This is a genomic window from Schauerella aestuarii, assembly GCF_009866805.1.
GTDB classification, from domain to species: Bacteria; Pseudomonadota; Gammaproteobacteria; order Burkholderiales; family Burkholderiaceae_B; genus Schauerella; species Schauerella aestuarii.
This window is the reverse complement of record NZ_SIZW01000041.1, coordinates 553073-577240: the sequence shown is the minus strand read 5'-3', so window position 1 is coordinate 577240 and position 24168 is coordinate 553073. Positions and strand designations below refer to the sequence as shown.

General features: G+C 63.8%; 22 protein-coding genes. 19 read left to right on the top strand and 3 right to left on the bottom strand.

Annotated features, from left to right (window positions below):
* Positions 1 to 97 precede the first annotated feature (97 nt).
* Positions 98 to 928, top strand: coding sequence for a polysaccharide deacetylase family protein (locus EYW45_RS13560; RefSeq protein WP_235939066.1), 831 nt, complete (start codon positions 98 to 100; stop codon positions 926 to 928).
* A gap of 68 nt (positions 929 to 996) precedes the next feature.
* Here the strand turns inward: EYW45_RS13560 and EYW45_RS13555 are convergent, their stop codons facing one another.
* Entirely contained in the window at positions 997 to 1944 is a 948-nt protein-coding gene (locus tag EYW45_RS13555) for a glycosyltransferase family 9 protein (RefSeq protein ID WP_161135921.1), read from the bottom strand.
* 350 nt (positions 1945 to 2294) lie between these two features.
* On the opposite strand from EYW45_RS13555, the gene EYW45_RS13550 reads away from it, so the two are divergent.
* From EYW45_RS13550 to EYW45_RS13510, 9 genes are all read left to right on the top strand, one after another.
* Positions 2295 to 4115 carry a copper resistance system multicopper oxidase gene (locus EYW45_RS13550; RefSeq protein WP_161135920.1) on the top strand — a complete coding sequence of 607 codons (1821 nt, stop codon included), beginning with the start codon at positions 2295 to 2297 and terminating at the stop codon, positions 4113 to 4115.
* 80 nt (positions 4116 to 4195) lie between these two features.
* Complete coding sequence (locus EYW45_RS13545; protein WP_407924926.1) at positions 4196 to 5053, top strand: copper resistance protein B; 858 nt, start codon at positions 4196 to 4198, stop codon at positions 5051 to 5053.
* A gap of 167 nt (positions 5054 to 5220) precedes the next feature.
* Positions 5221 to 6735 (top strand): DASS family sodium-coupled anion symporter, encoded by a 1515-nt coding sequence (locus EYW45_RS13540; protein ID WP_161135918.1) that lies wholly within the window; start codon positions 5221 to 5223, stop codon positions 6733 to 6735.
* Entirely contained in the window at positions 6735 to 7790 is a 1056-nt protein-coding gene (locus tag EYW45_RS13535) for an Ldh family oxidoreductase (RefSeq protein WP_161135917.1), read from the top strand. Before EYW45_RS13540 ends, EYW45_RS13535 begins: the two co-directional genes overlap by 1 nt.
* Before the next feature lie 131 nt (positions 7791 to 7921).
* Positions 7922 to 8761 (top strand): IclR family transcriptional regulator, encoded by an 840-nt coding sequence (locus EYW45_RS13530; protein ID WP_161135916.1) that lies wholly within the window; start codon positions 7922 to 7924, stop codon positions 8759 to 8761.
* 329 nt (positions 8762 to 9090) lie between these two features.
* Positions 9091 to 9993, top strand: coding sequence for an agmatinase (gene speB / locus EYW45_RS13525; RefSeq protein WP_161136251.1), 903 nt, complete (start codon positions 9091 to 9093; stop codon positions 9991 to 9993).
* Between the two features lie 32 nt (positions 9994 to 10025).
* Positions 10026 to 10817 (top strand): ABC transporter substrate-binding protein, encoded by a 792-nt coding sequence (locus tag EYW45_RS13520; RefSeq protein ID WP_161135915.1) that lies wholly within the window; start codon positions 10026 to 10028, stop codon positions 10815 to 10817.
* A gap of 34 nt (positions 10818 to 10851) precedes the next feature.
* Positions 10852 to 11544: an amino acid ABC transporter permease gene (locus EYW45_RS13515; RefSeq protein WP_161135914.1), complete on the top strand. Its 693-nt coding sequence runs from the start codon at positions 10852 to 10854 to the stop codon at positions 11542 to 11544.
* Between the two features lie 131 nt (positions 11545 to 11675).
* Positions 11676 to 12395 carry an amino acid ABC transporter ATP-binding protein gene (locus EYW45_RS13510; protein WP_161136250.1) on the top strand — a complete coding sequence of 240 codons (720 nt, stop codon included), beginning with the start codon at positions 11676 to 11678 and terminating at the stop codon, positions 12393 to 12395.
* Here the strand turns inward: EYW45_RS13510 and EYW45_RS13505 are convergent.
* A complete protein-coding gene (locus EYW45_RS13505; protein WP_235939030.1) occupies positions 12382 to 13818 on the bottom strand; it encodes an amidohydrolase family protein in 1437 nt (478 codons plus the stop codon). The two genes, EYW45_RS13510 and EYW45_RS13505, sit on opposite strands and share 14 nt — an antisense overlap.
* A gap of 239 nt (positions 13819 to 14057) precedes the next feature.
* Here EYW45_RS13505 and EYW45_RS13500 point away from each other — a divergent pair, with 239 nt between their 5' ends.
* From EYW45_RS13500 to EYW45_RS13480, 5 genes are read left to right on the top strand one after another with little or no spacing between them, the layout of a single operon-like run.
* The gene (locus tag EYW45_RS13500) at positions 14058 to 15566 is read left to right on the top strand and encodes an ABC transporter substrate-binding protein (protein ID WP_161135913.1); all 1509 of its coding nucleotides are present in this window, start codon (positions 14058 to 14060) and stop codon (positions 15564 to 15566) included.
* Positions 15567 to 15573: 7 nt separating this feature from the next.
* Positions 15574 to 16518, top strand: coding sequence for an ABC transporter permease (locus EYW45_RS13495; RefSeq protein WP_161135912.1), 945 nt, complete (start codon positions 15574 to 15576; stop codon positions 16516 to 16518).
* Positions 16515 to 17405, top strand: coding sequence for an ABC transporter permease (locus EYW45_RS13490; RefSeq protein WP_161135911.1), 891 nt, complete (start codon positions 16515 to 16517; stop codon positions 17403 to 17405). Before EYW45_RS13495 ends, EYW45_RS13490 begins: the two co-directional genes overlap by 4 nt.
* Complete coding sequence (locus EYW45_RS13485; RefSeq protein ID WP_161135910.1) at positions 17402 to 19276, top strand: dipeptide ABC transporter ATP-binding protein; 1875 nt, start codon at positions 17402 to 17404, stop codon at positions 19274 to 19276. The genes EYW45_RS13490 and EYW45_RS13485 overlap by 4 nt, the downstream gene beginning before the upstream one ends.
* A 19-nt stretch (positions 19277 to 19295) precedes the next feature.
* Complete coding sequence (locus EYW45_RS13480; RefSeq protein WP_161135909.1) at positions 19296 to 19670, top strand: tautomerase family protein; 375 nt, start codon at positions 19296 to 19298, stop codon at positions 19668 to 19670.
* Positions 19671 to 19755: 85 nt separating this feature from the next.
* Here the strand turns inward: EYW45_RS13480 and EYW45_RS13475 are convergent, their stop codons facing one another.
* Positions 19756 to 20421, bottom strand: coding sequence for a GntR family transcriptional regulator (locus EYW45_RS13475; protein ID WP_161135908.1), 666 nt, complete (start codon positions 20419 to 20421; stop codon positions 19756 to 19758).
* An 87-nt stretch (positions 20422 to 20508) separates the two neighbouring features.
* On the opposite strand from EYW45_RS13475, the gene EYW45_RS13470 reads away from it, so the two are divergent.
* Genes EYW45_RS13470 through EYW45_RS13455 form a run of 4 tightly spaced genes read left to right on the top strand, consistent with a single transcriptional unit; the run spans position 20509 to position 24108 of the window.
* Entirely contained in the window at positions 20509 to 20706 is a 198-nt protein-coding gene (locus tag EYW45_RS13470; RefSeq protein WP_161135907.1) for a hypothetical protein, read from the top strand.
* Positions 20703 to 22094: an amidase gene (locus EYW45_RS13465; RefSeq protein ID WP_202444699.1), complete on the top strand. Its 1392-nt coding sequence runs from the start codon at positions 20703 to 20705 to the stop codon at positions 22092 to 22094. The genes EYW45_RS13470 and EYW45_RS13465 overlap by 4 nt, the downstream gene beginning before the upstream one ends.
* Positions 22095 to 22098: 4 nt before the next feature.
* Entirely contained in the window at positions 22099 to 23295 is a 1197-nt protein-coding gene (locus EYW45_RS13460; protein WP_161135906.1) for a CaiB/BaiF CoA transferase family protein, read from the top strand.
* A 9-nt stretch (positions 23296 to 23304) separates the two neighbouring features.
* On the top strand, positions 23305 to 24108 hold the full coding sequence (locus EYW45_RS13455; protein WP_161135905.1) for an enoyl-CoA hydratase: 804 nt from the start codon (positions 23305 to 23307) through the stop codon (positions 24106 to 24108).
* Positions 24109 to 24168: the final 60 nt, after the last annotated feature.

The window sequence follows — 24168 nt, the reverse complement described above, 5'->3', positions numbered from 1 at the left end:
TACTTCAGTTTCGATCGCGCCGTCGCTGCAAGATAATCACATCGTTTCAACTTCCAGTAAGGTTGCCGTCGCCACAGCACACGATGTGCCGGTGCTGATGTACCACCATGTGAATCCGCACCGCGGCATGATCAACAGCTCGCCTGAAAACTTCGAGCGTCAGATCGCGGCACTGGCACGCGCCGGTTACACGTCCCTGTCAGCGGCAGAGTTTGCCGCGTTCCTGCGCGGCGCGCCCGCCCCGAAGAAGTCGGTGCTGATCACGTTCGACGATGGCTATCTGGACAACTGGCTCTATGCCCATCCTGTGCTGGCGCGCTACAACATGCGTGCCGTGCTGTTTACGGTCACCGGCTGGGTGGGCGATGGCGCCCCGCGCGCGCATGCCGGGCAAACCACTGCACTGGCCGAAACCTATGCCCACAAGGTGGGGCGCGGCATTATCGAATCGGGCGATACCGATCGCGTGATGGCACGCTGGAGCGAACTCGAGGCCATGCAAGCGGCGGGCACGTTCGAGATTCACAGCCATACCCACACGCATACGCGCTGGGATTATGTCTGTAGGCACAGCACAGCTGAAAAGATCGAAAGACTTTCAAGCGATCTTGAACTGTCCCGTGATTTATTGCGCAGCAAACTCGGCATTAATAGCGGACATCTTTGCTGGCCCCAGGGTTATTTCGATTCCGATTATCTCGATGTCGCCCGAAAAAATAACTTCACGCATCTCTATACCACTGCGGCATACGGCCAGAACAAGGTCGGCACCGATCCCGAGCATATTTACCGGTTCGCCATCAGCAATATGAACGGACTGCGTTTGCTCAACCGGGTACGGCTGGCGCGCGGCGCAGTCGTGGGTCCCGCCTACAACGCGTACAAGCTGTGGAAACGCAAGATTCGTGGCAAGGACAACGCGCACTGATTGCCGGGACGCGCGATGCACCGAGTGCGCGTGACGATCGCATCACGATTTCGCATCGAGATGATGCCTCAGACCATTGCCCGTGCAGGCGGCGCATGCACACGGCGAACCGCAGGCGCCGACACCGTCGCGCGATCGCTTGCCGGCCACACCTCCAGGCACGCGTCGAGCACATCCCCCGGCTCGATCGTTTGAATATCGACGCAATCGCCCAATGGCGTCACGCACCGCGAATACGGCCGATCCCAGTACCACTGCGGATTGTGCCGATGAAACACACCCACATACGGCACGCAGGCACTTTGCCCAATATGCGAGGGGCCGCAATCGTTGGCGACGATCAGCCGCGCGTGAATGCACACATGCGCGATTTCGGCCAGGGGACGCGTCATCATCAGATGCACGCCGGGCAAATTGGCTGCGACCAGCGCCGCATGCTCCTCGTGCTCGTCGGGGCCCAGCACAAAGGTCGCGGTTAGGTGTTCGCCCAATTCGGCGCGCAAGCCCGCCAGGAGCGGGAGAAAATTTTTCAGCCCCCAGCGCTTGTACTCGCCGTCACCGCCACCCGGCATCAGGACGATGTCGGTCGCATGCGGGGAGCGCGCGGCTGAAGCCGCAATCGTCTCGAAGCATTCACGTGCGTTGGCTTCGATATCGATGGGCAGGTATTGCGACAACAAGCGAACATTGGCGACGGCCAGATATTCCTCGAAGTCTTTCTTGCAGGCGTGAGTCCAGACGCGATCGGTAAGGCGTTTATTGGTGAATCCCAGGCGTGCCGCCGGGCGACGTATGGCCGCCACGAGACCGTAGCGATCGCTGGTGTAATGCAACGCCATCATCAGGCGCGCCCCACGCGGCAACGACACCACGTGGCTCCAAAAGCCCTTGGCCTGCACAAAATCGACGGGCCAAGGCAGACACAGGTAATTTTGATCGACCGGATCGCGCGCGATGATGCGCACGCGCTTGCCACCCATATGCCTATGCAATGCATACAACAGAGGGTAGGTCACGACGTGTCCGCCAAAAAAACGCATGCTGCGAATGAATACGGCGACATCGGACACGTGATTCTCCCTTCTCAATTGCTGCTATATACAACATTCAGGTTAAGAAATGGCGAGGAGGCTTATAACAACGACCCAGCATATTCCTGCAATCGGAAATGAGCAGTAAATATCTGCTTATATTCTGCGCCGCGGATTCTACTGAATGAAAGTAAGCCAAATGTGAAGATATTCGGGCGTATCGAGCAGCTCGGACGCCACGCCGATAACGCGTCAATCGGAATCGCAATCGAACCTTCCCATGGGGCAAGCTTCACGCACGCTAAAGTGAGGCCATCGCCTGCTTGAGAGTTGTGATGACCACGCCCCTATCGCCCCCGCGACGACGCTTCGTTCATGGCCTGACCGGCGCCACCGCGCTTGCCGGACTGGGCCTCTTCACGCCGGCGCGCGGCATGGCCGCCGGCGCGCATGATGTCGCTGCACCCGCCATATTGAGCGGCCAGGTCTTCGATCTCGAGATCGTCGAAACGATCGTCGACTTCACGGGCGCAAAGCGCGTGGCCACGACGGTCAATGGCCAACTGCCCGGCCCCACCTTGCACTGGAAAGAAGGCGAGCGCGTGACGATACGCGTCACCAACCGCCTGAAGGAGGACACCGCCATCCACTGGCACGGGATCCTGCTGCCCAGCAACATGGACGGCGTGCCGGGTTTGAGCTTCGACGGGATCAAGCCCGGCGAGACGTTCACCTACCAGTTCGATGTCGTGCAAAGCGGCACCTACTGGTATCACAGCCACGGCGGATTTCAGGAGCAAACGGGGGTGTATGGTGCCATCGTGGTCACGCCCCGCGAGGCCGATCCGATCGCGGCCGATCGCGACCACACGTTGCTGCTGTCGGACTGGAGCGACGAATCGCCGGATCGCATCTTCCGCACGCTGATGGCCACGCCCGACTACTACAGCACGACGCAGCCCACGTTTGCCGGGCTGGTACAGCAGGCGCGCGAGACATCATGGTCGCAAGCCCTCGACGATCGCGCCATGTGGATGCGCATGCGCATGAGCCCTACCGATCTCGCGGACGTGACCGGCGCGACCTATACCTATCTCAGCAATGGCCACACGCCGGACGGCAACTGGACGGCGACATTCAGCCGCGGCGAACGCGTGCGCCTGCGGCTCATCAACGGTTCGGCCATGACGTACTTCGATGTGCGGATACCGGGGCTCACCCTCACCGTGGTCGCCGCAGACGGCCTTCCGGTGCAACCGGTTACGGTGGACGAATTGCGCATCGGCGTGGCCGAGACTTACGACGTGATCGTCACGCCGCAAGACGACCAGGCGTACACGATCTTTGCGCAGTCGATCGATCGCTCGGGCTATGCGCGTGCCACGCTGGCACCGCGCGCCGGGATGACCGCCGCCGTACCGGCCATGGATAAATTTCAATCACTGACCATGAAAGACATGGGCATGTCGCACGGCATGGCCGGTATGCATTCGGGGATGAACGGCATGCAAAGCGACACGGCAACTGAACGCAGCACGGCAGCAGCCGGTGCGGCTGGCCATGCGATGCGGGGCATGTCGCATGGAGAAGGTGGTACCGCGCCGTCCGGCCCTGCCACAATTGGCGGGATCGTTCAGGTGACGCACCGCCAGGCCGAACAATCGGGGCCCGGCAACAGCATGCTTGCGGACAACGTCTCGACCTCGCTGGACGATCCCGGCCCGGGCTTGCGCGGCAGCACGCGCCACGTCCTGACCTATGCCATGCTGCGCGCCTTGCACACGCCCCCTGACGAACGCCCGCCGACCCGCGAGATCGAGCTGCATCTGACCGGCAACATGGATCGCTATATGTGGTCGTTCAACGGGAAGCGATACACCGACGCGCAACCGATCGTGCTCAAGCATGGCGAACGCGTGCGTTTCGTGCTGATCAACGACACCATGATGATGCATCCTATCCATCTGCACGGCTTGTGGAGCGACCTCGAATCGCCGGACGGTGCGTTTCAGGTGCGCAAGCACACCCTCAGCGTCAACCCGGCGCAGCGCATCACCTATCGCGTGTCGGCCGACGCACGGGGCCACTGGGCCTACCACTGCCATCTGCTTTATCACATGGAAGCCGGCATGTTTCGCGCGGTGGTGGTGGCATGATCATGACATCGAACGAGAAGAGGATACTCACCCTGCGCACGGCCGTACGTGTCGTCCTGCGTCCAGCGGTACTGGCGCTATTGGCAGCCGGCAGCGGCGCAGCCGCGGCAGCGCAGGAAACGATGCCGGCAATGGATCACTCGACGATGGATCATTCGACGATGGATCGTTCGGCGATGGACCACTCGACCGACAGCGGCCGCGCGCCCGCCGCGTCCGCCGTTCCGGTGGGGAGCTTGCCGCGCTCTGACGGATCGACCGGCGGCAGCTACGCGGATTACGGCATTCATGCCCACACGATGAACACCGGGATCACCAGCAGTCTCACGCTGGACAAGTTCGGGCTCACGCACGACCGCGCCGGCAAGACGGGCGTCGAGTATGACGGCGACTTCTGGGCAGGCAACGCGACCGACAAGCTCTGGATCAAAAGCGAAGCCGAGCGCACCGGCGGGCAGACGGAAGGCGCCAAGGTCGAGGCGTACTGGAGCCACGCCATCTCGCCCTTCTGGGATGCACAGGTAGGCGCACGCCGCGACTTCGGCGCCGGCGTGAAGCGCAACTGGGCTGCACTGGGTGTGCAAGGCACCGCCCCTTACGGCATCGAGACGGAGATCACCGCTTTCGCGGGCGCGTCGGGCAGAAGTCAGTTGTATCTGCACGGCGAGCACGACGTTGCGTTGACACAGAAGCTCATCCTCACGCCCGAACTCGAGGCCAACCTATTCGGCAAGAACGACAAGGCGTTCGGCGTGGGCGCGGGGCTGTCGGATGTGCAAGCCACGCTGACGTTGCGCTACGAGGTCACACCGCGCTTGGCGCCTTATATCGGTGTTGAAGTCGATCGCAAGCTCGGGCGGACGGCGTCGTATGCCAGCGCAGCGGGCGAAAGCCGGTCGTCGCGCAATATTCTGGCGGGTGTGCGTCTCACATTCTGACGGGCTTTAATCGCAGGACGTTTGCGATTGATCAAACACCGTGCGGGATGTGATAGACCTGCAATACGTATTGCGATACTTTTCCGAGTGAGGCGCTCCCTTCAGTTTTCCTCGACCTCCACCCGGAGCGCTCGAACGACTGAACCTTCCTCAAAGAGGATCGCAAGATGTCTACCGCCCCCTCTTCTCCCGTCTCGGCCACCACCGCGCCCTCGCCGCCGCGGCCGCCACTTGGCGGCATCCCCATCGGTTTGATCGCAGGTGTGGTCGCCCTGATCGGGGTGCTGTTCCTCCCCACACCCGACAGCCTGCCCGTGGCCGGCCATCGCATGCTGGCGATTCTCGCTTTTGCCGTCGTCGTGTGGATCACCGAGGCAGTGTCGTACGAAGCCAGTGCGATCATGATCACCTCGCTGATGGCGTTCCTGATCGGCACGGCACCCGTGGTGGGCGACCCCAGCCTCGATTACGGCACCTCGCGCGCCATCTCGATGGCGCTCACCGGCTTTGCCAACCCCGCGCTGGCGCTTGTGGCGGGCGCGCTCTTCATCGCCGCCGCGATGACGCTTACGGGCCTGGACCGGCGCATCGCGCTGGTCACGTTGTCGCGTATCGGCACCAGCACCAAACGCATCTACATCGGCGCGATCGCCGTCACGATTCTGCTCAGCCTGGTGGTGCCGAGCGCCACCGCACGCAGCGCCTGCGTGGTGCCGATCATGATGGGCGTCATTGCCGCCTTCGGCGTCAACAAACGCTCCAATGTTGCTGCAGCGATCATGATCATCGTGGCCCAAGGCACGAGCATCTGGAACGTCGGCATTCAGACGGCGGCCGCACAAAACCTGCTCACGGCGGGCTTCATGGAAAAGTCGTTCGGGCAGCGCGTGACCTGGCTCGAGTGGTTGATCGCCGGGGCGCCCTGGGCGCTCATCATGTCGGTCGTGCTCTTCGTGCTGGTGCTCAAATTGCTCCCGCCCGAAAACGACGATATTCCCGGCGGCAAGGAAGCGGTCGAGCAATCGTTGCGCGATCTGGGTCCCATGAGCAGCGCGCAAAAGCGGCTGCTGGGCGTGTCGATCATGCTGCTGGCAGCCTGGTCCACCGAAGGCAAGCTGCATAGCTTCGACACGACGTCGACCACGTATGCAGGACTGGTGCTGTTGATGTTGCCGCGGGTAGGCGTGATGACCTGGAAAGACGTGCAGGCGCGCATCCCGTGGGGCACCGTCATCGTGTTCGGCGTGGGCATCAGTCTGGGCACCGCACTGCTCACGACGCAGGCCGGCCAGTGGCTGGGCGCGCAAGTCGTCGCCCATACCGGACTGGATGCGGTCGGCCCCCTGGGCATCCTCGCGATCCTCAGCGCGTTCCTGATCCTCATCCACCTGGGCTTTGCCAGTGCCACTGCGCTGACGTCGGCCATGCTGCCGATCTTGATCGCGGTGCTGCAAACCCTGCCCGGCGACTTCAACCGGCTCGGGATGACGATGCTGTTGGGCTTCGCCGTGAGCTTCGGCTTCATCCTGCCCATCAATGCGCCGCAGAACATGGTGTGTCTGGGTACCGAAACCTTTACCGCACGACAATTTGCCAAGGTCGGCATCATCGTCACCATCGTGGGCTACGGCCTGATGCTGGCGATGGGGGCGACGTACTGGCGCTGGCTGGGATGGATGTGATGACTGATGCGATACCCCTTACGCAAGCCGTGCACTTTGCACGCACCGTACTCACGCTGCGTGGCGTGCCGGACGACATCGCCCTGGATGTGGCCGAGCATCTCGTGGAGTCGGATCGCGTGGGCTACGCCAGCCACGGGCTGTCGATCCTGCCGCATTACGTGGCCATGCTCGACGGCGGCCATGCCGACGGCGCGGCACGTCCCGAGTGCTTCGCCGATCAAGGCGTGATGCTCTGCTACGACGCCCACCTGGGCTTGGGCCAGCACGGGGGCAAGGTCGTCATCGACGCCGGCCTGGCCCGTGCGCACGAGCACGGCCAATGCATCGTCACTCTCAAGCAGTCGCACCACCTGGGCCGCATGGGACATTACGGCGAACGCGTGGCCGCAGCCGGCTGCATTTTGCTCGCCTTCACCAACGTGATCGGCCGCCCGCCCATGGTGGCGCCGTTCAACGGCAGCGAGGCGCGCCTCACCACCAATCCGCTGTGTTTTGCGGGCCCCATGCCCAATGGCCGCCCGCCGTTCGTGATGGATATGGCCACTAGCACCATCGCCATGAACAAGGCACGCGTACTCGCCGCGACCGGCCAGCCGGCGCCGCCGGGCGCCCTCATCGATGCCGCAGGTCACCCCACCAACGATCCGGCCGCCTTGTTTACCGATCCACCCGGTGCGCTGCTTCCGTTTGGCGGCCACAAAGGCTATGCCCTGGGGCTGGCGGCCGAACTGCTCGCCGGCGTGCTGTCGGGCGGCGGCACTATCCAGCCCGCGCACAAGCGCTCGGCTGCGGCCAAGAATAATATGTTCGCGCTCATCATCGACCCGCGCGTGTCGCTCGACACCACATGGCAAACCGCCGAGGTCGAAGCGTTCACGACCTATCTGAAAAGTGCACGCGCACAACCCGGTGCCGATGCCGTGCAATACCCCGGCGAGTACGAAGCGGCCAACCGCGCGCGCCAGGGCGACAGCCTCGTCTTGGCCGTCTCTTCGATCGCGGCATTGAATGCGTTGGCGGCCAGCCTCGGAATTGCGCCGATCGACGGATAAGGCGCTCCCCGCGTCGACTGTCGTACGTCTCATCGTCGCGGCAACGCGTACGCGACGCGCGGCACCCCTTTTATCGCGGCAAGCGATGCGATAAAGTCGGCCTCTCTTCACGCATCGCGCACCTTGCCCTCATGCCCAGCACTCCTTCCCAGCCGCCCGGTGACGACTCGCGTCTTTTCGTGGCGGCGCTCGCACGCGGCGTTTCGGTACTGGCGGCCTTCGACGAGCAGCATCCCGCCATGACGTTGCCCGAGCTGGCCAGCGCCTGCGGGCTCACCAAGAGCGCCGTGCAACGCTTTGCCCACACGCTATGGACGATGGGCTACCTGCGCAAGGATCCCAAGAGCAAACGGTTTTCGTTGTCGCCTCTATCGCTGCAACTGGGCATGCGCTATCTGCAAACGAGCCCCTTCGTACTGGGTGGACACGCCTTTCTCCATACGCTTAACCGCACCAGCCAGGAAACCTGCAGCCTCGCCGAGCCCGATGGCATCGATATGGTGTACGTGGCGCGCTTTGCCACGCACAAGGAGATGTTCGTCAACATGGCGGTGGGCACTCGCCTGCCGATGTACTGCTCGGCCGGTGGCCGTGCCGTGATGTCGCGCCTGGACGACCGGCGCGTCAAGGAGATCCTGCGACAGTCCTCGCGCACCGCCTACACCGGCAACACGATCACCACGCTCGACAAGCTGACGCAGGAAGTGGAGTTCGCGCGCAAGCACGGCTTCGGCCGTTCGAACGGCGAAATCTATCCTGGCGACATCACCATCAGTGCGCCGGTCGTCGCCCCGGGCGGTACGCCGGTGGGCTCGGTCAATGTGTCGGTGCCGTCCAGCCGCTGGAGCTTCGAAGAAGCCCAAAGCGTGTTCGGACCGCAAGTCGTCGAAACCGCGCAGGCCATCAGCGCCTCGCGCACGATCCACACCACACCGCCCTACTACGACCAGGCCGCCGGCACGGCGGTGTAAGGCCGGCCAAGCGAAAAAACGCCGGCAGGCTTGACCGCTTGCATCCTTGCATGCCGACCGCACCTGCTGTGTCGGCCGGACGGCCACCACCTATTGCATCTGGCCGACGCTGCTCAGCTCTCCATCAACGATCAAAAGCGGCCCCTGGGTAAATACCCAATTGCCGAAACGGCACGCGTCCGGCTATCGTATTTTCACCACGGCCATATCGCACTGCGATACGGTTGCCGGACGATCGCAGCGCCACAGCGCATGCGACGCCCTTCTTTTGCATCGGAGTTTTCGTGTCCTGGTTGAACGACACCGCTTTTCACCGCACCGCCTCTTTCATGGGCGTGCCGGACGCCCCCACAGGCGCCGCGCCGCGCGCCTGCATCGTGGGCCTGCCTTTCGATTGCGGCACGCACCCGTTTCGCGTCGGCTCGCGCCAAGGTCCCGACGCCATCCGCGAGCAATCGCGTCTGCTGCGCGATTTCGATCTGGCCGAACGCACCGGCATCGACAATGCCAATGCGTATCTGCGTCTGGTGGACACCGGCAACGTGCGCTGCCCCGCCGGCGACCCCGACACCGCCTTTCCGCTGATCGAGCAAGCGATCGGCGCCATCCTGGATACGGGTGCCATTCCCGTGTCGCTGGGCGGTGACGGCGCCGTCACCTTGCCGCAACTGCGCGCCGTCGCAAGCCGGTATCCCGATTTCGTCGTGCTGCACTTCGATGCGCACACCGATACGTATCCGATTGCGGGCTACAACACGGCCACCACGTTCACGCGCGCAGCGGAAGAGAAACTGTTCGACGTGGATGCGAGCTATCACGTCGGCGCACGCGGCATGTCGTTTATGACGGGGGTGTGGGAATACACGCGCGAGGTCGGCTACGCCGTCGTGCCCTTCGACGATTTCGTTCCCCAACAGGCGGCGCTGCTGGACGAGATCCGCGACAAGGTCGGCAACCGCCCGGTGTATTTGTGCTTCGACATGGACATCTTCGATCCCTCATGCGCGCCCGGTGTGTGCACGCCGGAATGGGGCGGGCTCAGCGCGCGCGAAGGCCTCGCGCTGCTGCGTCGACTGAGCGGACTGAACTTCGTCGCCTTCGATGTGAACACGGTGTCGCCGCCGCAGGACGTGGGCGGCATGACGGCCTTTCTGGCGGCAACCGTGGTGCAAGAGTTTCTCGCCCTGGCAGCCGTTGCCGTGCGCGATTTTCCGGCTGGCCGGCCGGCTTGAACCTGGCCAACATCACATAACAAGGGGTAAGCATGACACTGCATCGCATCGCCTTAATCACACTCGCCGCGACCCTGTTCGCGCAGGCGCCATCAGCCTCTGCACGATCGCTGGCCGAGGTTCAAGCCGCGCGAACCATCAATGTGGTGACTACCGCGGGCGGTCCGCCGCACGGATTTCTCAACCCTGAGAGCAACCAGCTCGAAGGCATCATGGTCGATGTGTCGCAAGCGCTGGCCAAGAAAATCGGCGTCGGGCTCAATCTGTCGTCGGTGCCGTTTGCCGGGTTGATTCCCACGCTCACGTCGGGGCGTGTGGATCTGATGTCGGCGCCCCTGTTCATCACCGAAGAACGCGCTCGCGTCATCGATTTCTCCACGCCGGTTTACGAATGGGGCGAAGGTCTGGTCGCAGGCACACGATCGACCAAGCAGATCAAGAATTTCGACGATCTGAAGGGATCGAAGATCGGTGTGTTGGTGGACTCCGTTCAGTTCAAAATGATCAAGGACATGCCGGACACCAAGGTGTCGACGTATCCCGATTACGTCACGTTGCTGTCCGATGTGCGCGCCGGCCGCGTCGAGCTGGGCATCGTCGATCCCCCGAGCGTGCTTTATCAGATCAAGAGCAAGAACATTCCGGGTGTGAAAATGGTTGAAGGGTATCAACCGCAACGGGTGTGGCAGGTTGGGCTTGCGGTCGAAAAGGGCAATGCCGAGTTGCTTGCCGCCGTCAACAAAGGCATTGCCGAGATTAAGGCAAACGGCGAACTCGCGGCGATCGGCCAGAAATGGGGCGTCTCGGAACTGCTCAGCAAATGACGCCGGCCCTCCACGACGCTGACCGGAGCGCGGCATGGACCTCGTAACGCTGAAGATGTACCTGGTGCCGTTGGCCGAAGGCTCGATGTGGACGCTGGCGCTGTTCTTCGCCTCTGCCTTTCTCGCTGTAGCGCTCGGCCTGCTGGTGTGCCTGTGCCGGCTCTCGGGCGCGGCGTTGCCACGCAAGCTCGCCAAGCTCTACATCGAGATCATCCGCGGCACACCGCTGCTTCTGCAACTGTTCTTCATCTACTACGGCTTGCCCGAACTGGGCATCGTGATCGACGGTTTCGTGGCGGGCGTGATGGGGCTCACGCTCAATCTGGGCGCCTACCTCGCCGAGCTTTTCCGCAGCGGGATTCAGTCGGTCGACTCGGGTCAGTACGAAGCCGCGCGCGCCTTGGGATTATCCAAGACGCAACGGTTGAAGAACGTGGTGTTGCCGCAGGCGCTGCGCACCATCTTTCCCGCGCTGGGCAACTACGCGCTGGTGCTGGTGAAAGAGACGTCGCTCGTGGCCGTCATCAGTGTGTATGAGTTGATGCGTGCGGGCGAAATGCTGGCGGGGGCCACGTTCCAGGCGCTCACGGTATATACGCTCGTGGGCATCATCTACTTTGCGATGTGCAGTGTGGTGTCGTGGATCTTCCGGCGCTCGGAGAAGAAACTCACGGTACCCGGCTACTGGAGCGGTTCGGGCGAGAACAACGATCTCACAAAGGCTTGACGATAATGATCCCCACATCCTCACCCGAGGCCGGATTGCAACCTGCCTCCACCCCGACATCTGCAGCATTCGCCACGTCACGCCGTGCGGCGCTCCAAGCCGATGCTGCTGCCTCGCCGCCAATCATTTCAATGCGCGGGGTGAGCAAATGGTACGGCGATTTTCGCGTGCTCGATAGCTTGGCGCTCGATGTGCATGCTGGCGAAAAAGTGATTCTGTGCGGCCCGTCCGGCTCGGGAAAGTCGACCACGATCCGGCTGCTCAACCGCCTCGAACAGCACCAGAAGGGAACCGTTACGGTGTGCGGCATCGAGCTTACCGACGACAACCGCAATATCGAAGCGATCCGTGCCGATGTGGGCATGGTGTTTCAGCACTTCAATCTCTTTCCGCACCTGACGGTGCTGGAAAACTGCGTGCTGGCGCCGATGTTGGTGAAGAAGGTGCCGCGCGCCGAGGCCGAGGCACGCGCCATGGCGTACCTGGATCGGGTCAAGATCCCGCAACTGGCCGGTCAATATCCGGGGCAGATCTCAGGCGGCCAGAAACAGCGCGTCGCCATCGCCCGCGCGCTGTGCATGCAGCCCAAAGTGATGCTCTTCGACGAACCCACCTCGGCGCTCGATCCCGAGATGGTGAAGGATGTGCTCGATACGATGGTGTCGCTGGCGCGCGACGGCATGACAATGATCTGCGTCACCCACGAAATGGGGTTCGCCCGCGATGTGGGCGACCGCGTCGTGTTCATGGACGAGGGCCGCATCGTCGAAACCGATACGCCGCAGCATTTCTTCAGCGCACCCAAGACCGAACGGGCCCGCAGCTTCCTCGGCCAACTCATTTCGCATTGACGGGCGCGGCCTTCTCGGCGCGCTCGAGAATGCCCGCCACGCTGGCGCGGGCGCGTTGCATCAGCGCCGGTACATCGATGCCCACCATGGCGCCGTCGCGCTTGACCACGCGGCCGTCCGCAATCACGGTGCGCACGTTGGCCGGGGTCGCGGAATACACCAGCCACGCCGATGGATCGCCGCCCGCATAGGGGCCGATGTTCAGCGCATTCATGTCGATGATCTGCACATCGGCACGTTTGCCGGGCGTCAATGAGCCCACCTGGTCATGCATCCCCAAGGCGGCAGCGCCGCGAATCGTGGCCAGCGCCAGCAGGTCGCGTGGCGAGACCAACGTTTCGCGGCGCGCCTCACCCGCTTGCGTCAGCGCGGCCAATCGCATCGTGCCGAACATGTCGGCCGACCCCGCCAGAGCGTTGCCGTCGATACCCAAGCCCAGCCGTTGGACATCCGCATAGGTCGACAAAACGGTGAGCCCGTAGCCCACACGCTGTTCCGTCAGCGGGGTGAGCGCCAGGCTCGCACCTGCCTGATTGAGCGCTGCAATCTGATCCGACCGCGCATCTGTGGCGTGCACCACCTGCATATCGGGGCCCAGCAACCGCCGCGAGATCAGCGCGTCAAACATCGCCTCGGCGTTACCGCTCACGTGTACGGCCACCGGCAGCTTCAAACGCCGTGCGGTATCCAGCTCTTCGAGCTTGGCGGGCCACACCGTGGCGTCGTCGAGCTTGGGCGGCAACCGCCAGGCGAGCCCCAGGCTGATGCGGCCATCGGCGCTGTGCCGCCCCCAGTCTTGCGCCAAGGCCTGCACATGCGGCAGATCGGTCTGCCGGGCCGTCGTCTTGCTTTGCGCACCGTAGAGCAGCCGGGCGCGCAACGGCGCATCGCGCAAGGCGGCCAGCGCTGCCGTCATGTGATCGCGGGTTTGCACGTTGTCGAAGAAATCGGTCATCGTAGTGATGCCGCCATACGCGCCTTCGACCGTGCCGAGCAGGATGCCGACGTAGGTGTCGTCGGGCGTGAAATGGGGCGCGAGCCGGTTCGTGGTGGTGAAAAACGCGGTATCGGGCGTGTTGCGATACTGCCCGCGCAAGGCCGTGATCCACAAGTGCGAATGGGTATCCACAAATCCCGGCATCACGACCTGCCCTGCCGCGTCGATGATCTCGCTGCTTGGGTCGGCCGTCAGCCCGGGGCCGACGTCACTGATCCGGCCCGCGCGAATCCGCACGTCAGCGCGCGGCAAGTCGCCCAGCGCCCCGTCCATCGTCAGCACATAGCCGTTCTTGATCAACACATTTCGAGGGGTATCCGCAGCCGCCCACGCCATCGGTACGGCCAGGACGGCGCCCACACCCAGTGCGAGCGCCGCCCGATGCACCGGCAACCGTCGCCCTATCCCGCAAAAAATCCCGTTCAAACCCATTTTTCAGCTTCCCCTTGTTGTCTAATCAGCGGCGCGCCATCAGCACGCCATGTACCGCCTGCCCGCCAACGCCCGCGAAATCACGTCGTCGATCAATAAACTTTTCTTGTCAGTAACAAAAACAAGTCAAATTGATTTTTGTGGTCGCCAGACGGTAAGCTCGCCGGTCAGGCCGCCCGCGAAGACGAATGGCCACTGGACGTAACCATACGACCTACATAGGGAAAATCAGCATGAAACGTTTGCGCATCACGATCGGCGCAGTGCTTTTGGCACTGGCCGCGACACCCTCGATGGCTCAAAACCTGCGCATCGGGCTGCAGGAAGATCCCGACGTGCTGGATCCGCACCGCGCACGCACGTACGTGGGCCGCATCGTGTTTACGTCGCTGTGCGACAAGCTGGTGGACATCAATTCGAAGCTCGAGTTCATTCCGCAACTGGCGCAGTCGTGGTCGTGGAACGCCGACAACACGGTGCTGACCTTCAAGCTGCGCACCGATGCGACCTTCCATGATGGTGCCAAATTCGACGCTGCCGCCGCCAAGGCCAACCTCGATCGCGCCATGACGCTGCAGGACAGCCTGCGCAAGAGCGAACTGACGTCGGTTGCAAAAGTGGAAGCGCCGGACGCCGAAACGCTGGTGCTGACCTTGAAGCAAGCCGACGCGACCCTGATCGCGCAGTTGTCCGACCGGGCCGGCATGATGCTCTCGCCCAAAACCTTCAACGACCAGGATCCGGCCGCCGTGGGCCGTGCGCCCGTGTGCTCGGGCCCGTACAAATTCGTGCAGCGGGTGCAGAACGATCGCATCGTGCTGGAGAAATTCGACGGTTACTACAACACCAAGGATTTCGCGTTCAAGCGCCTCACGTTCCTGCCGATCCCCGATACCACCGTGCGACTGTCGAACCTGCGCGCGGGCGATCTGGATATCGTCGAACGCATCAATCCTTCTGACGCCGCGCAAGTCAAGGGCGACGCCAATCTGACGCTCTCGACCGTGGCCGGCCTGGGCTTTCAGCAGTTCCGCTTCAACATCGGCAACGGTGAGCGCGCCAAGACCAGCCCGTTCAAGGACAAGCGCGTGCGTCAGGCGTTCCAGCTCATCCTCGATCGCAACGTGATCAACGAAGTGATCGGCGGCGGCCTGTTCGAGCCGGCCCAGCAGCCCTTCCCGCCCGCCAGCCCCTACAGCAGCGACAAGTTCCCCGTGACCCAGCGCAACGTGGCCAAGGCGAAAGCATTGCTGAAGGAAGCCGGTGTGGAGCGCGTGAAGGCTGAGCTCATGTTCGGCAACAACACGACCACCTCGGCCATGGCCGAGATGACCCAGGCGATGGCCGCCGAGGCCGGGTTCGATCTGAGCCTGCGTCCCACCGAATACGCCGCGATGCAGAAAGAAGCGATCGCCGGCAACTTCGATGTCATCATCATCGGCTGGTCGGGCCGGGTCGATCCGGATGGCAACATCTATGGGTTCCTCACGACCAAGGGCGCCCTCAACGACGGCAAATACAGCAACCCCGACGTCGATCGTTTGCTGGGCGAAGCCCGCACAGTGAACGACACGGCCGCACGCAAGGCGCTTTACGATCAGGCGCAAACCATCATTCAGGACGAGTTGCCCCAGATCAATATTTACTTCCAGCCGTGGCCTTTCGCGGTGCAGAAGAAGATCAAGGGCTTCGTTCCCTATCCCGACGGCATGATCCGCCTGAAGGGCGTTACCGCAGGCTGATTTCCCCATGCTCAAGCTTATTTTGCGCCGCGTGCTCGTCGCGATCCCGACGCTGATTCTGGTGTCGATGATCGTGTTCGGGCTGCAGAAAATCCTCCCGGGCGATCCGGTACTGACCCTCGCGGGTGAAGAGCGCGATCCCGCCGTGCTCGACTACCTGCGCGACAAGTACCGGCTCGACGATCCCCTGCCGATGCAGTACGCCGCGTGGGTGGGTCAGGTGCTGCAAGGCGACCTCGGCCGCTCGCTGCGCACCGATGTGCCGGTGACCACGCTCATCGCTCAAAAGCTGCCCGTTACGCTGCAACTGGCGGTGATGGCGATGTTCTGGGCGCTGCTCATCGGCATACCGGCCGGCATTCTCGCGGCGGTCAAGAAAGGCACCAAGGTCGAGTACGGGGCCAACGTGGCCGCGCTCTCGGGGATGTCCATTCCCAACTTCTGGCTCGGCATCCTGCTCATCATGCTGGTCTCGGTGCAGTGGCGCCTGTTGCCGGCGTCGGGCTATGTGCCGCCCTCGCAAGACCTCTGGCTGTCGTTCAAGACGATGCTGATGCCTTCGATCGTGCTGTCCACCGCGCTCGCCGCGTATCTGATGCGGCACACGCGCTCGTCGATGCTCGAGGCGCTCAATGCCGATTACGTGCGCACCGCGCGCGCCAAGGGCGTCTCGCCGCGCGGCGTGGTGTTGCGCCACGCGCTGCGCAATGCGCTCATGCCCATCGTTACGTTGGTCACGCTGCTCTTCGGCGAACTGCTCGCCGGTGCCGTGCTCACCGAGCAGGTCTTTACGATCCCGGGCTTCGGCAAACTGATCGTCGATGCCGTCTTCAATCGCGACTACGCCGTCGTGCAGGGCGTGGTCCTGGTGGTGGCCGCCGGTTTCATCATCATGAACCTCGTGGCCGACGTGCTGTACATCCTTATCAATCCTCGCCTGAGACACGCATGAGTACGCCGATCGCGACTTCCGTCGCCGCCCCGGCCATGGTGGCCCCGGCACGCCGCCGCCACCGCGCCTGGCACAAATTCAAACGCAACCGTGGGGCCGTGTTCGGCGCCATCGTGGTGCTGATCTTCGCCATTCTCGCCCTCTTCGCGCCGTGGATCGCCACACACGATCCGCTGCAGACCAGCTTCATGGCCATTCGCAAGGCCCCCTCGGCCGCCATGTGGCTCGGCTCGGACGAACTGGGCCGCGACATCTTCAGCCGGCTCGTCTATGGCGCCCGCGCCTCATTGATGGCCGGGGTGGTGTCGGTGCTGATCGCGCTGGCCGTGGGCGTGCCCTTCGGCTTGATTTCCGGCTACTTCGGCGGCTGGACCGACAGCATCATCTCGCGTGCCACCGAGGCCCTGTTGGCCATTCCGTTCCTGATTCTCGCCATCGCGCTGGCGGCCTTCCTCGGCCCCAGCCTGAGCAATGCGATGATCGCGATCGGGGTATCGGCCGCACCCAATTTCGTACGGCTGACGCGCGGACAGGTGCTGTCGATCACCAAGGAAGACTACGTGCAGAGCGCCCGTGCGCTGGGCGCCTCGGATACGCGCATCATCTGCCGCCACATTTTCCCGAACGTGATGCCGCCCTTGATCGTGCAGGCCACGATCACGATCGCCACGGCCATCATCGCCGAGGCGAGCCTGTCCTTCCTTGGGTTGGGCTTGCAGCCGCCCACGCCGTCGTGGGGCTCGATGCTCAACACGGCAAAGAACTTCATGACGCAGGCACCCTGGATGTCGATCTTCCCCGGTGCGGCGATCTTCCTGGCAGTGCTGGGTTTCAACATGCTGGGTGACGGTTTGCGCGACGCCCTGGATCCGCGACAAGAGAAATGACCACGGCCAATCTGGATACCCAACGCGTATTGCAAGTCGACAATCTCTCGGTCGACTTCGCCACGCAACAAGGCGCGGTGCGCGCCGTTCGCAATGTGTCGTTTCACGTCGATCGCCGCGAAACGCTGGCCATCGTCGGCGAGTCGGGCTCGGGCAAATCGGTGACGTCGCTGTCGCTGATGCGGCTGATCGAATACGGTGGCGGCGCCATCACCGCCGATGGCCTGCGCCTGCGCCGCCGCAATGGCGAAACGGTCGACATGATGCGTGCGTCCGACCGCCAGCTGCAAAGCGTGCGCGGCTCCGACATCGCCATGATCTTCCAGGAGCCGATGACCTCGCTCAACCCCAGCTTCACGGCCGGGGTACAGATCGCCGAAGCGCTGCAGCTGCATCAGAATCTCGATGCAGCTGCCGCCCGCGCCGAGACGCTACGCATGCTCGAGCAGGTGCGCATTCCCGATGCGCGCGCCATCCTCGATCGTTATCCGCATCAGCTCTCGGGCGGGATGCGCCAGCGCGTGATGATCGCGATGGCGCTGTCGTGCAAGCCGCAAGTGCTGATCGCCGACGAACCCACCACCGCGCTGGATGTGACCATCCAGGCGCAGATCCTGCAATTGATCCGTCAATTGCAGGAAGAAATGGACATGGGCGTGATCTTCATCACGCACGATATGGGGGTGGTGGCTGAAGTGGCCGACCGCGTGCTGGTGATGTATCGCGGCGAGAAGGTCGAAGACGGCACGTCGGACGAGATCTTTTCAGCGCCGCAGCATCCCTACACGCGCGCATTGCTTTCGGCCGTGCCGCGTTTGGGTGCGATGAACGGCACCGATGCGCCAGCGCCCTTCCCATTGCTGGAGGTCGCCCAGGCCGCCGCCGGCGTGGAAGCCGTGCCGGTGGCACCGCCCACGGACACCGTGCGCCGCGAGAACGGCCCGATCCTGCAGATTCGCAATCTGGTCACGCGCTTCGATATCCCCGGAGGCATTCTGGGCCGCACGCAACGCCGCGTGCACGCTGTCGAGCAGGTCAGTTTCGATCTCTTCCCAGGCGAGACGCTGTCGTTGGTGGGCGAGTCGGGTTGCGGCAAGACCACCACCGGCCGATCGCTGCTGCAACTGGTCAAGAGCCAGTCGGGCGACATCACGTTCGACGGCCAGAACATCCGCACCTTGCGCGGCTCGGCCATGCAACGGTTGCGCCAGCATATCCAGATCATCTTCCAGGATCCGTTCGCCTCGCTCGATCCCCGCATGACGGTAGGCTACTCCATCATGGAGCCGCTGTTGATCCACAACGTGGCGCGTGGCCGCAAGGCGCAAGAGCGCGTGCGCTGGCTGATGGACAAGTGCGGGCTGTCGCCCGAGATGATCGACCGCTATCCGCACGAGTTTTCGGGCGGGCAGCGGCAACGGATCTGCATTGCACGCGCCTTGGCGCTCAACCCCAAGGTCGTGATTGCGGACGAGTCCGTGTCGGCACTGGACGTGTCGATTCAGGCGCAGATCGTCAACCTGCTGCTGGATCTGCAGCGTGAATTGGGCGTGTCGTTCCTGTTCATCTCGCACGACATGGCGGTGGTCGAGCGCGTGAGCCATCGTGTGGCCGTGATGTACCTGGGCCAGATCGTCGAGATCGGCCCGCGCCGCGCCGTCTTCGAGGCGCCACAGCATCCGTACACCAAAAAACTCATGTCGGCCGTGCCGGTGGCGGATCCGCAGCGCCGCCATCGCCAGCGTTCGCTGCTGGTGGATGAGATTCCGTCCACCGTACGCGCGTTGGGCGATGAGCCCGTGGTGCAGCCGCTGGTCGAGGTGGGTCCCGGCCACTTCGTGGCGCGCCACGCCGTGGGAAAATACAGCTAATCCATCACGAGAGACCATCATGCCCATCGTTGCCATGCAGATCATGACCGGCTATAGCGCCGCCCAGAAAACGGCGCTGCTCAAGACGTCGAGCCAAGCCATCGTGGACAGCATCGCGGCGCCGTTGGCCTCGGTGCGGATTACGCTGCAGGAAATCGAACCGGCCCACGTGATCGTCGCCGGCGAGATCGGCCACCCGATGGCGCGCGCCGACGTGAAGCTCATCACCGGGCGCACGGAAGCGTTGAAGGACGCCTTGTTCGCCGCCCTGAACGGCGCGATCTGCGACAGTCTCGGCATCGCCGGGGACGATGTGCGCATCATCGTGACCGATGTGCCCAAGACGGACATGGGCGTGGCCAACGGCATCAGCGCCAAGGCCGCCGGGCGCTGAACCGGCGGGGCCTTGGCGGCCCATCTTCCTCAGCTCAGGACCGATGCCCTGATGACCATGATCCGCCAGGACCTGGCGAGGGCGATCACGACGCCTTCACCATCGACCGTGGCAGATTGATGATGAAGTCGGCCAGGCCCTTGGCACCCTGACCCAGACTGATGTGGCGCATCATCATGCGATGCGCGAGTTCGGCATCTTCGGCCTGTATCGCGGCCACCAATTCGCCATGCTGTTCATACGAGGCTCGGATGCGCCCCACGGCGCTGAAGGTGTGCCGCAGATAGGCACCCGTGCGCGCGCGTAAGCGCAGCAGATCCTGACGCAGATAGGGATTGCGGCAGGCGTGATAAAGCATCTCGTGAAAGTCGTGATTGACGTCGCGCCAGCCCTGCATATCGTCGGCCTCGACCACCTCGGCGGCACGTCGGTGCAACGCGGTCAACTCGGCGCGCTCGTCTGCGGTCATGCGCTCGCATGCCAACCGGGCGCAGACCCCCTCCATCTCGGCCATCAACTCCCAGATCGCCAGCAGTTCCTGCACATCCATGCGCGCGACCACCATGCCTGCGCGCGGCTGACTATCGAGAATGCCCTGCACCTTCAGCTGCAACAGCGCCTCACGCACCGGCGTGCGCGAGACGCCGTAGCGGCCGGCGATATCTTGCTCGTCGATCGGATCGCCCGGCAGGAGCAGGCCCTGCCGGATGTCGTCTTCAAGCCCCAAGCGGATTCGTTCACTGACTTTCATGGCATGCGCGTAAACACTGATTGAGCGAAATTATCCCTGACCTTATAAATATATTTATAGATTTACAAGAAATACATATGGCGCACCATGAGTATTACTGAAAATCCGCTTGCAGGGAATCCATCGTTACCCGATCGCGACGCGCTTGCGCAAGCCTTGCCGGCGCTGTTCGCGGCATCCGGCATCGCCGTGAATGTCGACGAGGCGCGTGCGGTCGCCCGCACCCTGCTGCGGCTGGCGCCGGCGACTACCGCCACGCGCAAGTTTGACGGGACAGCCCGATGATCACGCCCGCCGGCCTGCCCGACAGCATCGCCGCGTTACGCGCAGACATCGCGAGCGGCCGCTACGACCCGATCGTGGCACTTCGCGCGCAACGCGATGCGATCGCACACGATGCGGGGCATTGCGTTGCGGCACTGCTCGATCTGCCGGCCACGCTTAACCCCACGGCGCCGCTCGCTGGTGTGGGCGTCGCTCACAAGGATATCTTCGACCTCGCCGAGCGTGCGGCGGGCTGCGGCCGCGATGCGGCGGCGATCGCTGAAGCCCGGGCGACGGGCGCGGTGCCTGACCGCGCCGCACCCGTGGTCCAACGGCTCGCGAATGCGGGCGCCACGCCGCTGGCTGCGTTGGTAATGGCCGAACACGCCTGCGGCGCGACCGGCGAGAACCCACATGCCCCGCGCGTGGTCAATCCTGTCGATACCGAGGCCGTCGTTGGCGGCTCGTCCAGCGGATCCGGCGCAGCGGTGGCCGCAGGCCTGTGCTATGGCGCCCTGGGCACCGATACCGCTGGGTCGGTGCGCATGCCGGCGGCCACGTGCGGTGTGCTGGGATTCAAGCCCTCACGCCATCGCTTGTCGAACCGCGGCGTGGTGCCGCTGGCGCCGGGTCTGGACACGGTCGGTTTGCTTACCCGCAGCACCGCCGACGCCGCTGCGCTCCTCGCCGCCTGCAGCACGATTCGGATGGCTGCCCCACCCAGCCGCTGGCGCATTGCACACTGCTGGGATCGCGCAGACACGCGTCTGGGCATGACGGCGGAAGTCGCCAAGGCATTGCACGCCGTGACCGATGAGTTTGCCCGTGCGGGCAGCACGTGCACTGAGACGCCGCTGCCGCATCTGGCCGAATGGACGCGTCTGGCCGACGTGATGCTGCACACCGAAGCTGCCACCACGCATGCGCAGGCGCTGGCGGGGCAGGGCCCGGTGTTGCATGCCCTGCCGCGCGCCGTGGCGCTGGCGGGCGCGGTCATCCCCGCGCCTTGGTATGCCCAAGCCTATCGGTCACGCACCGCGCACCGGGCGCTGATTGCGAACTCGATTTTCAACGACGCCGACGTGCTGTTGACGCCCGCGCTGCCGCGGGGCGTTCCCGATTGGCGGCACGTGCACACCGCGTCACCCGACTTCGACGCGCGTCAATTGGTGGCCATGTTCAGTTGGATGGCCTTCGTCAACTATCTGGATCTCCCCGCCGCCGTATTTCCGGTGGCCTATGCCGACGATGGCCGGCCGATCTGCCTGCAGGCCATTGCACGGCGGGGCGACGAAGGCACCTTGCTGGCTTTTGCCGCCGACATCGAGCGCCGCCGCTTCGATGGCCGCGGGTTCCGTCGCAGTTTCACCCCATCGGCAGGCTCGCCTGCCGCTCTTCCCAGGCGCTGACACCATGCCCCAACTCTCAGCCTCCCCGGCGCTGCAACGTTTTCGCGTGCTGGACCTGTCGCGCGTGCGCGCCGGCCCCACTTGCGTGCGCATGCTGGCCGACTTCGGCGCCGACGTCATCCGCATCGAGCCGCCACCCGGCATCGATCCCAACGAAGCGATGTTTGCCGCAGATCGCTGGAGCGGCGACTTCCAGAACCTGAACCGCAACAAACGCTCGCTCACGCTGAACCTGAAAAAACCTGAGGGGCTGGCGGTGTTCAAACGCCTGGTGGCCGATGCCGACGTGGTCGTTGAAAACTGGCGTCCCGACGTCAAGTTCCGCCTGGGCGTGGATTACGAATCGCTGCGCGCGATCAATCCGCGCGTGATCCTCGCGAGCATTTCGGGCTTCGGCCAAACCGGTCCCTACGCCGAGCGGCCCGGTTTCGATCAGATCATTCAAGGCATGGGCGGGTTGATGTCCGTGACGGGCTTGCCGGGCCAGGGCCCGGTGCGCGCGGGCCTGGCGGTGGGCGACTCCAGCACGGGGCTTTATGCCGCGTTGGGCATCCTGACCGCGCTGCTGGAACGCGAGACCTCGGGCGAAGGACAATGGGTGCACGCCTCGCTGTTGCATGGCCAGATCGCCATGATGGATTTTCAAGCGGCGCGTTATTTGAACGAAGGCGATGTGCCGGTGCAGGAAGGCAACGACCATCCCACCAGCAGCCCGATGGGGCTGTTCAGCGCCGATGACGGCATGTTCAATCTTGGCGCTTCGGGCGAAGGCAACTGGAAGCGGTTTTGCGCCGTCATCGATAAACCCGAATGGCTGAACGATCCCGAATACGCCACTGAAAAGCTACGCGTGCAGAACCGCAAGCGGCTCAACGCCGAGATCCAGGCCGTGTTTGCCGCGCATTCCGTGCAGCACTGGGTGGACGTGCTCAACGCCGCCGGTGTGCCGGCCGGGCCGGTTTATACCGTGCCGCAGATGTTCGAGGATCCGCAGATTCAGCATCTCAAAGTGGCACAGGAATGCGACGCCTGGCAGGGCGGCACGCGCACGGTCATTTCACAACCGGTGACGCTCGAGCGCACGCCAGCACATATCGCCCGCACGGCGCCAGGCTGGGGCGAACACACCGATGAAGTGCTGCAGGAAGCGGGCTATAGCGCCGGCGACATCGAAGCGTTGCGCGCCGCGCAGGCCGTTTAAAGGATCGATATGGATACGCTTTCCCACCCGCCCGGCCGCGTGACCTTCAGCCATGCCGACGGCGTTGCCCGCATCGAGATCGACAATCCCTCGCGCTTCAACGCCATGTCGTTGACGATGTGGCAACAGTTGCTCGACTTCGTACGACAGGCCGACGCCCATCCGGATACGCGCGCGATCGTGCTGGCGGGCGCAGGCGAACGGGCGTTCGTGTCAGGCGCCGACATTTCGGAGTTCGGCCAACAGCGCCGCGACCCCGAACAAGTGCTGCGCTACGAACATGCCGTGGCCGATGCGCAGGCCGCGCTCAGCAACTCGCCCCATCCGGTGATCGCCGAGATCCAGGGCGTCTGCATGGGCGGCGGGCTCGGCATGGCCCTGTCGTGCGACTTGCGGTACTGCAACCGCAGCGCCCGCTTTCGCATGCCGGCCGCCCGTCTGGGGCTGGGCTACACGTTGGCGGGCGTGGCCCGCATGACCGAGATGATCGGTGCGGCGCGAACGGCCGATCTTTTCTTGACGGCCCGCACGTTCGATGGTGCAGAGGCCGCCCGCGTCGGCGTCGCGCACGAGGTGTTCGACGATGCTGACTTCGCAGCAACGGTTCAGGCGCGCATCCGCAAGGTGGCCGCCAATGCGCCGCTCACGATACGCGCGGCAAAATTGGCGTTGCGGCACCTCACCAACGAGCCCGACGCGCCAAGCGCGGCACAGGTGACGGATGCCGTGCGCGCGTGCTTTGCGAGCGACGATTACCAGGAAGGGCAAGCGGCATTCAAGGCCAAACGGCCGGCAGTTTTCACCGGGCGGTAGCCCGCCATTTTCTGCCGGTTCGGAAACGCTCCGCGCCGGTTGCAGTGTGATTCGTGACCA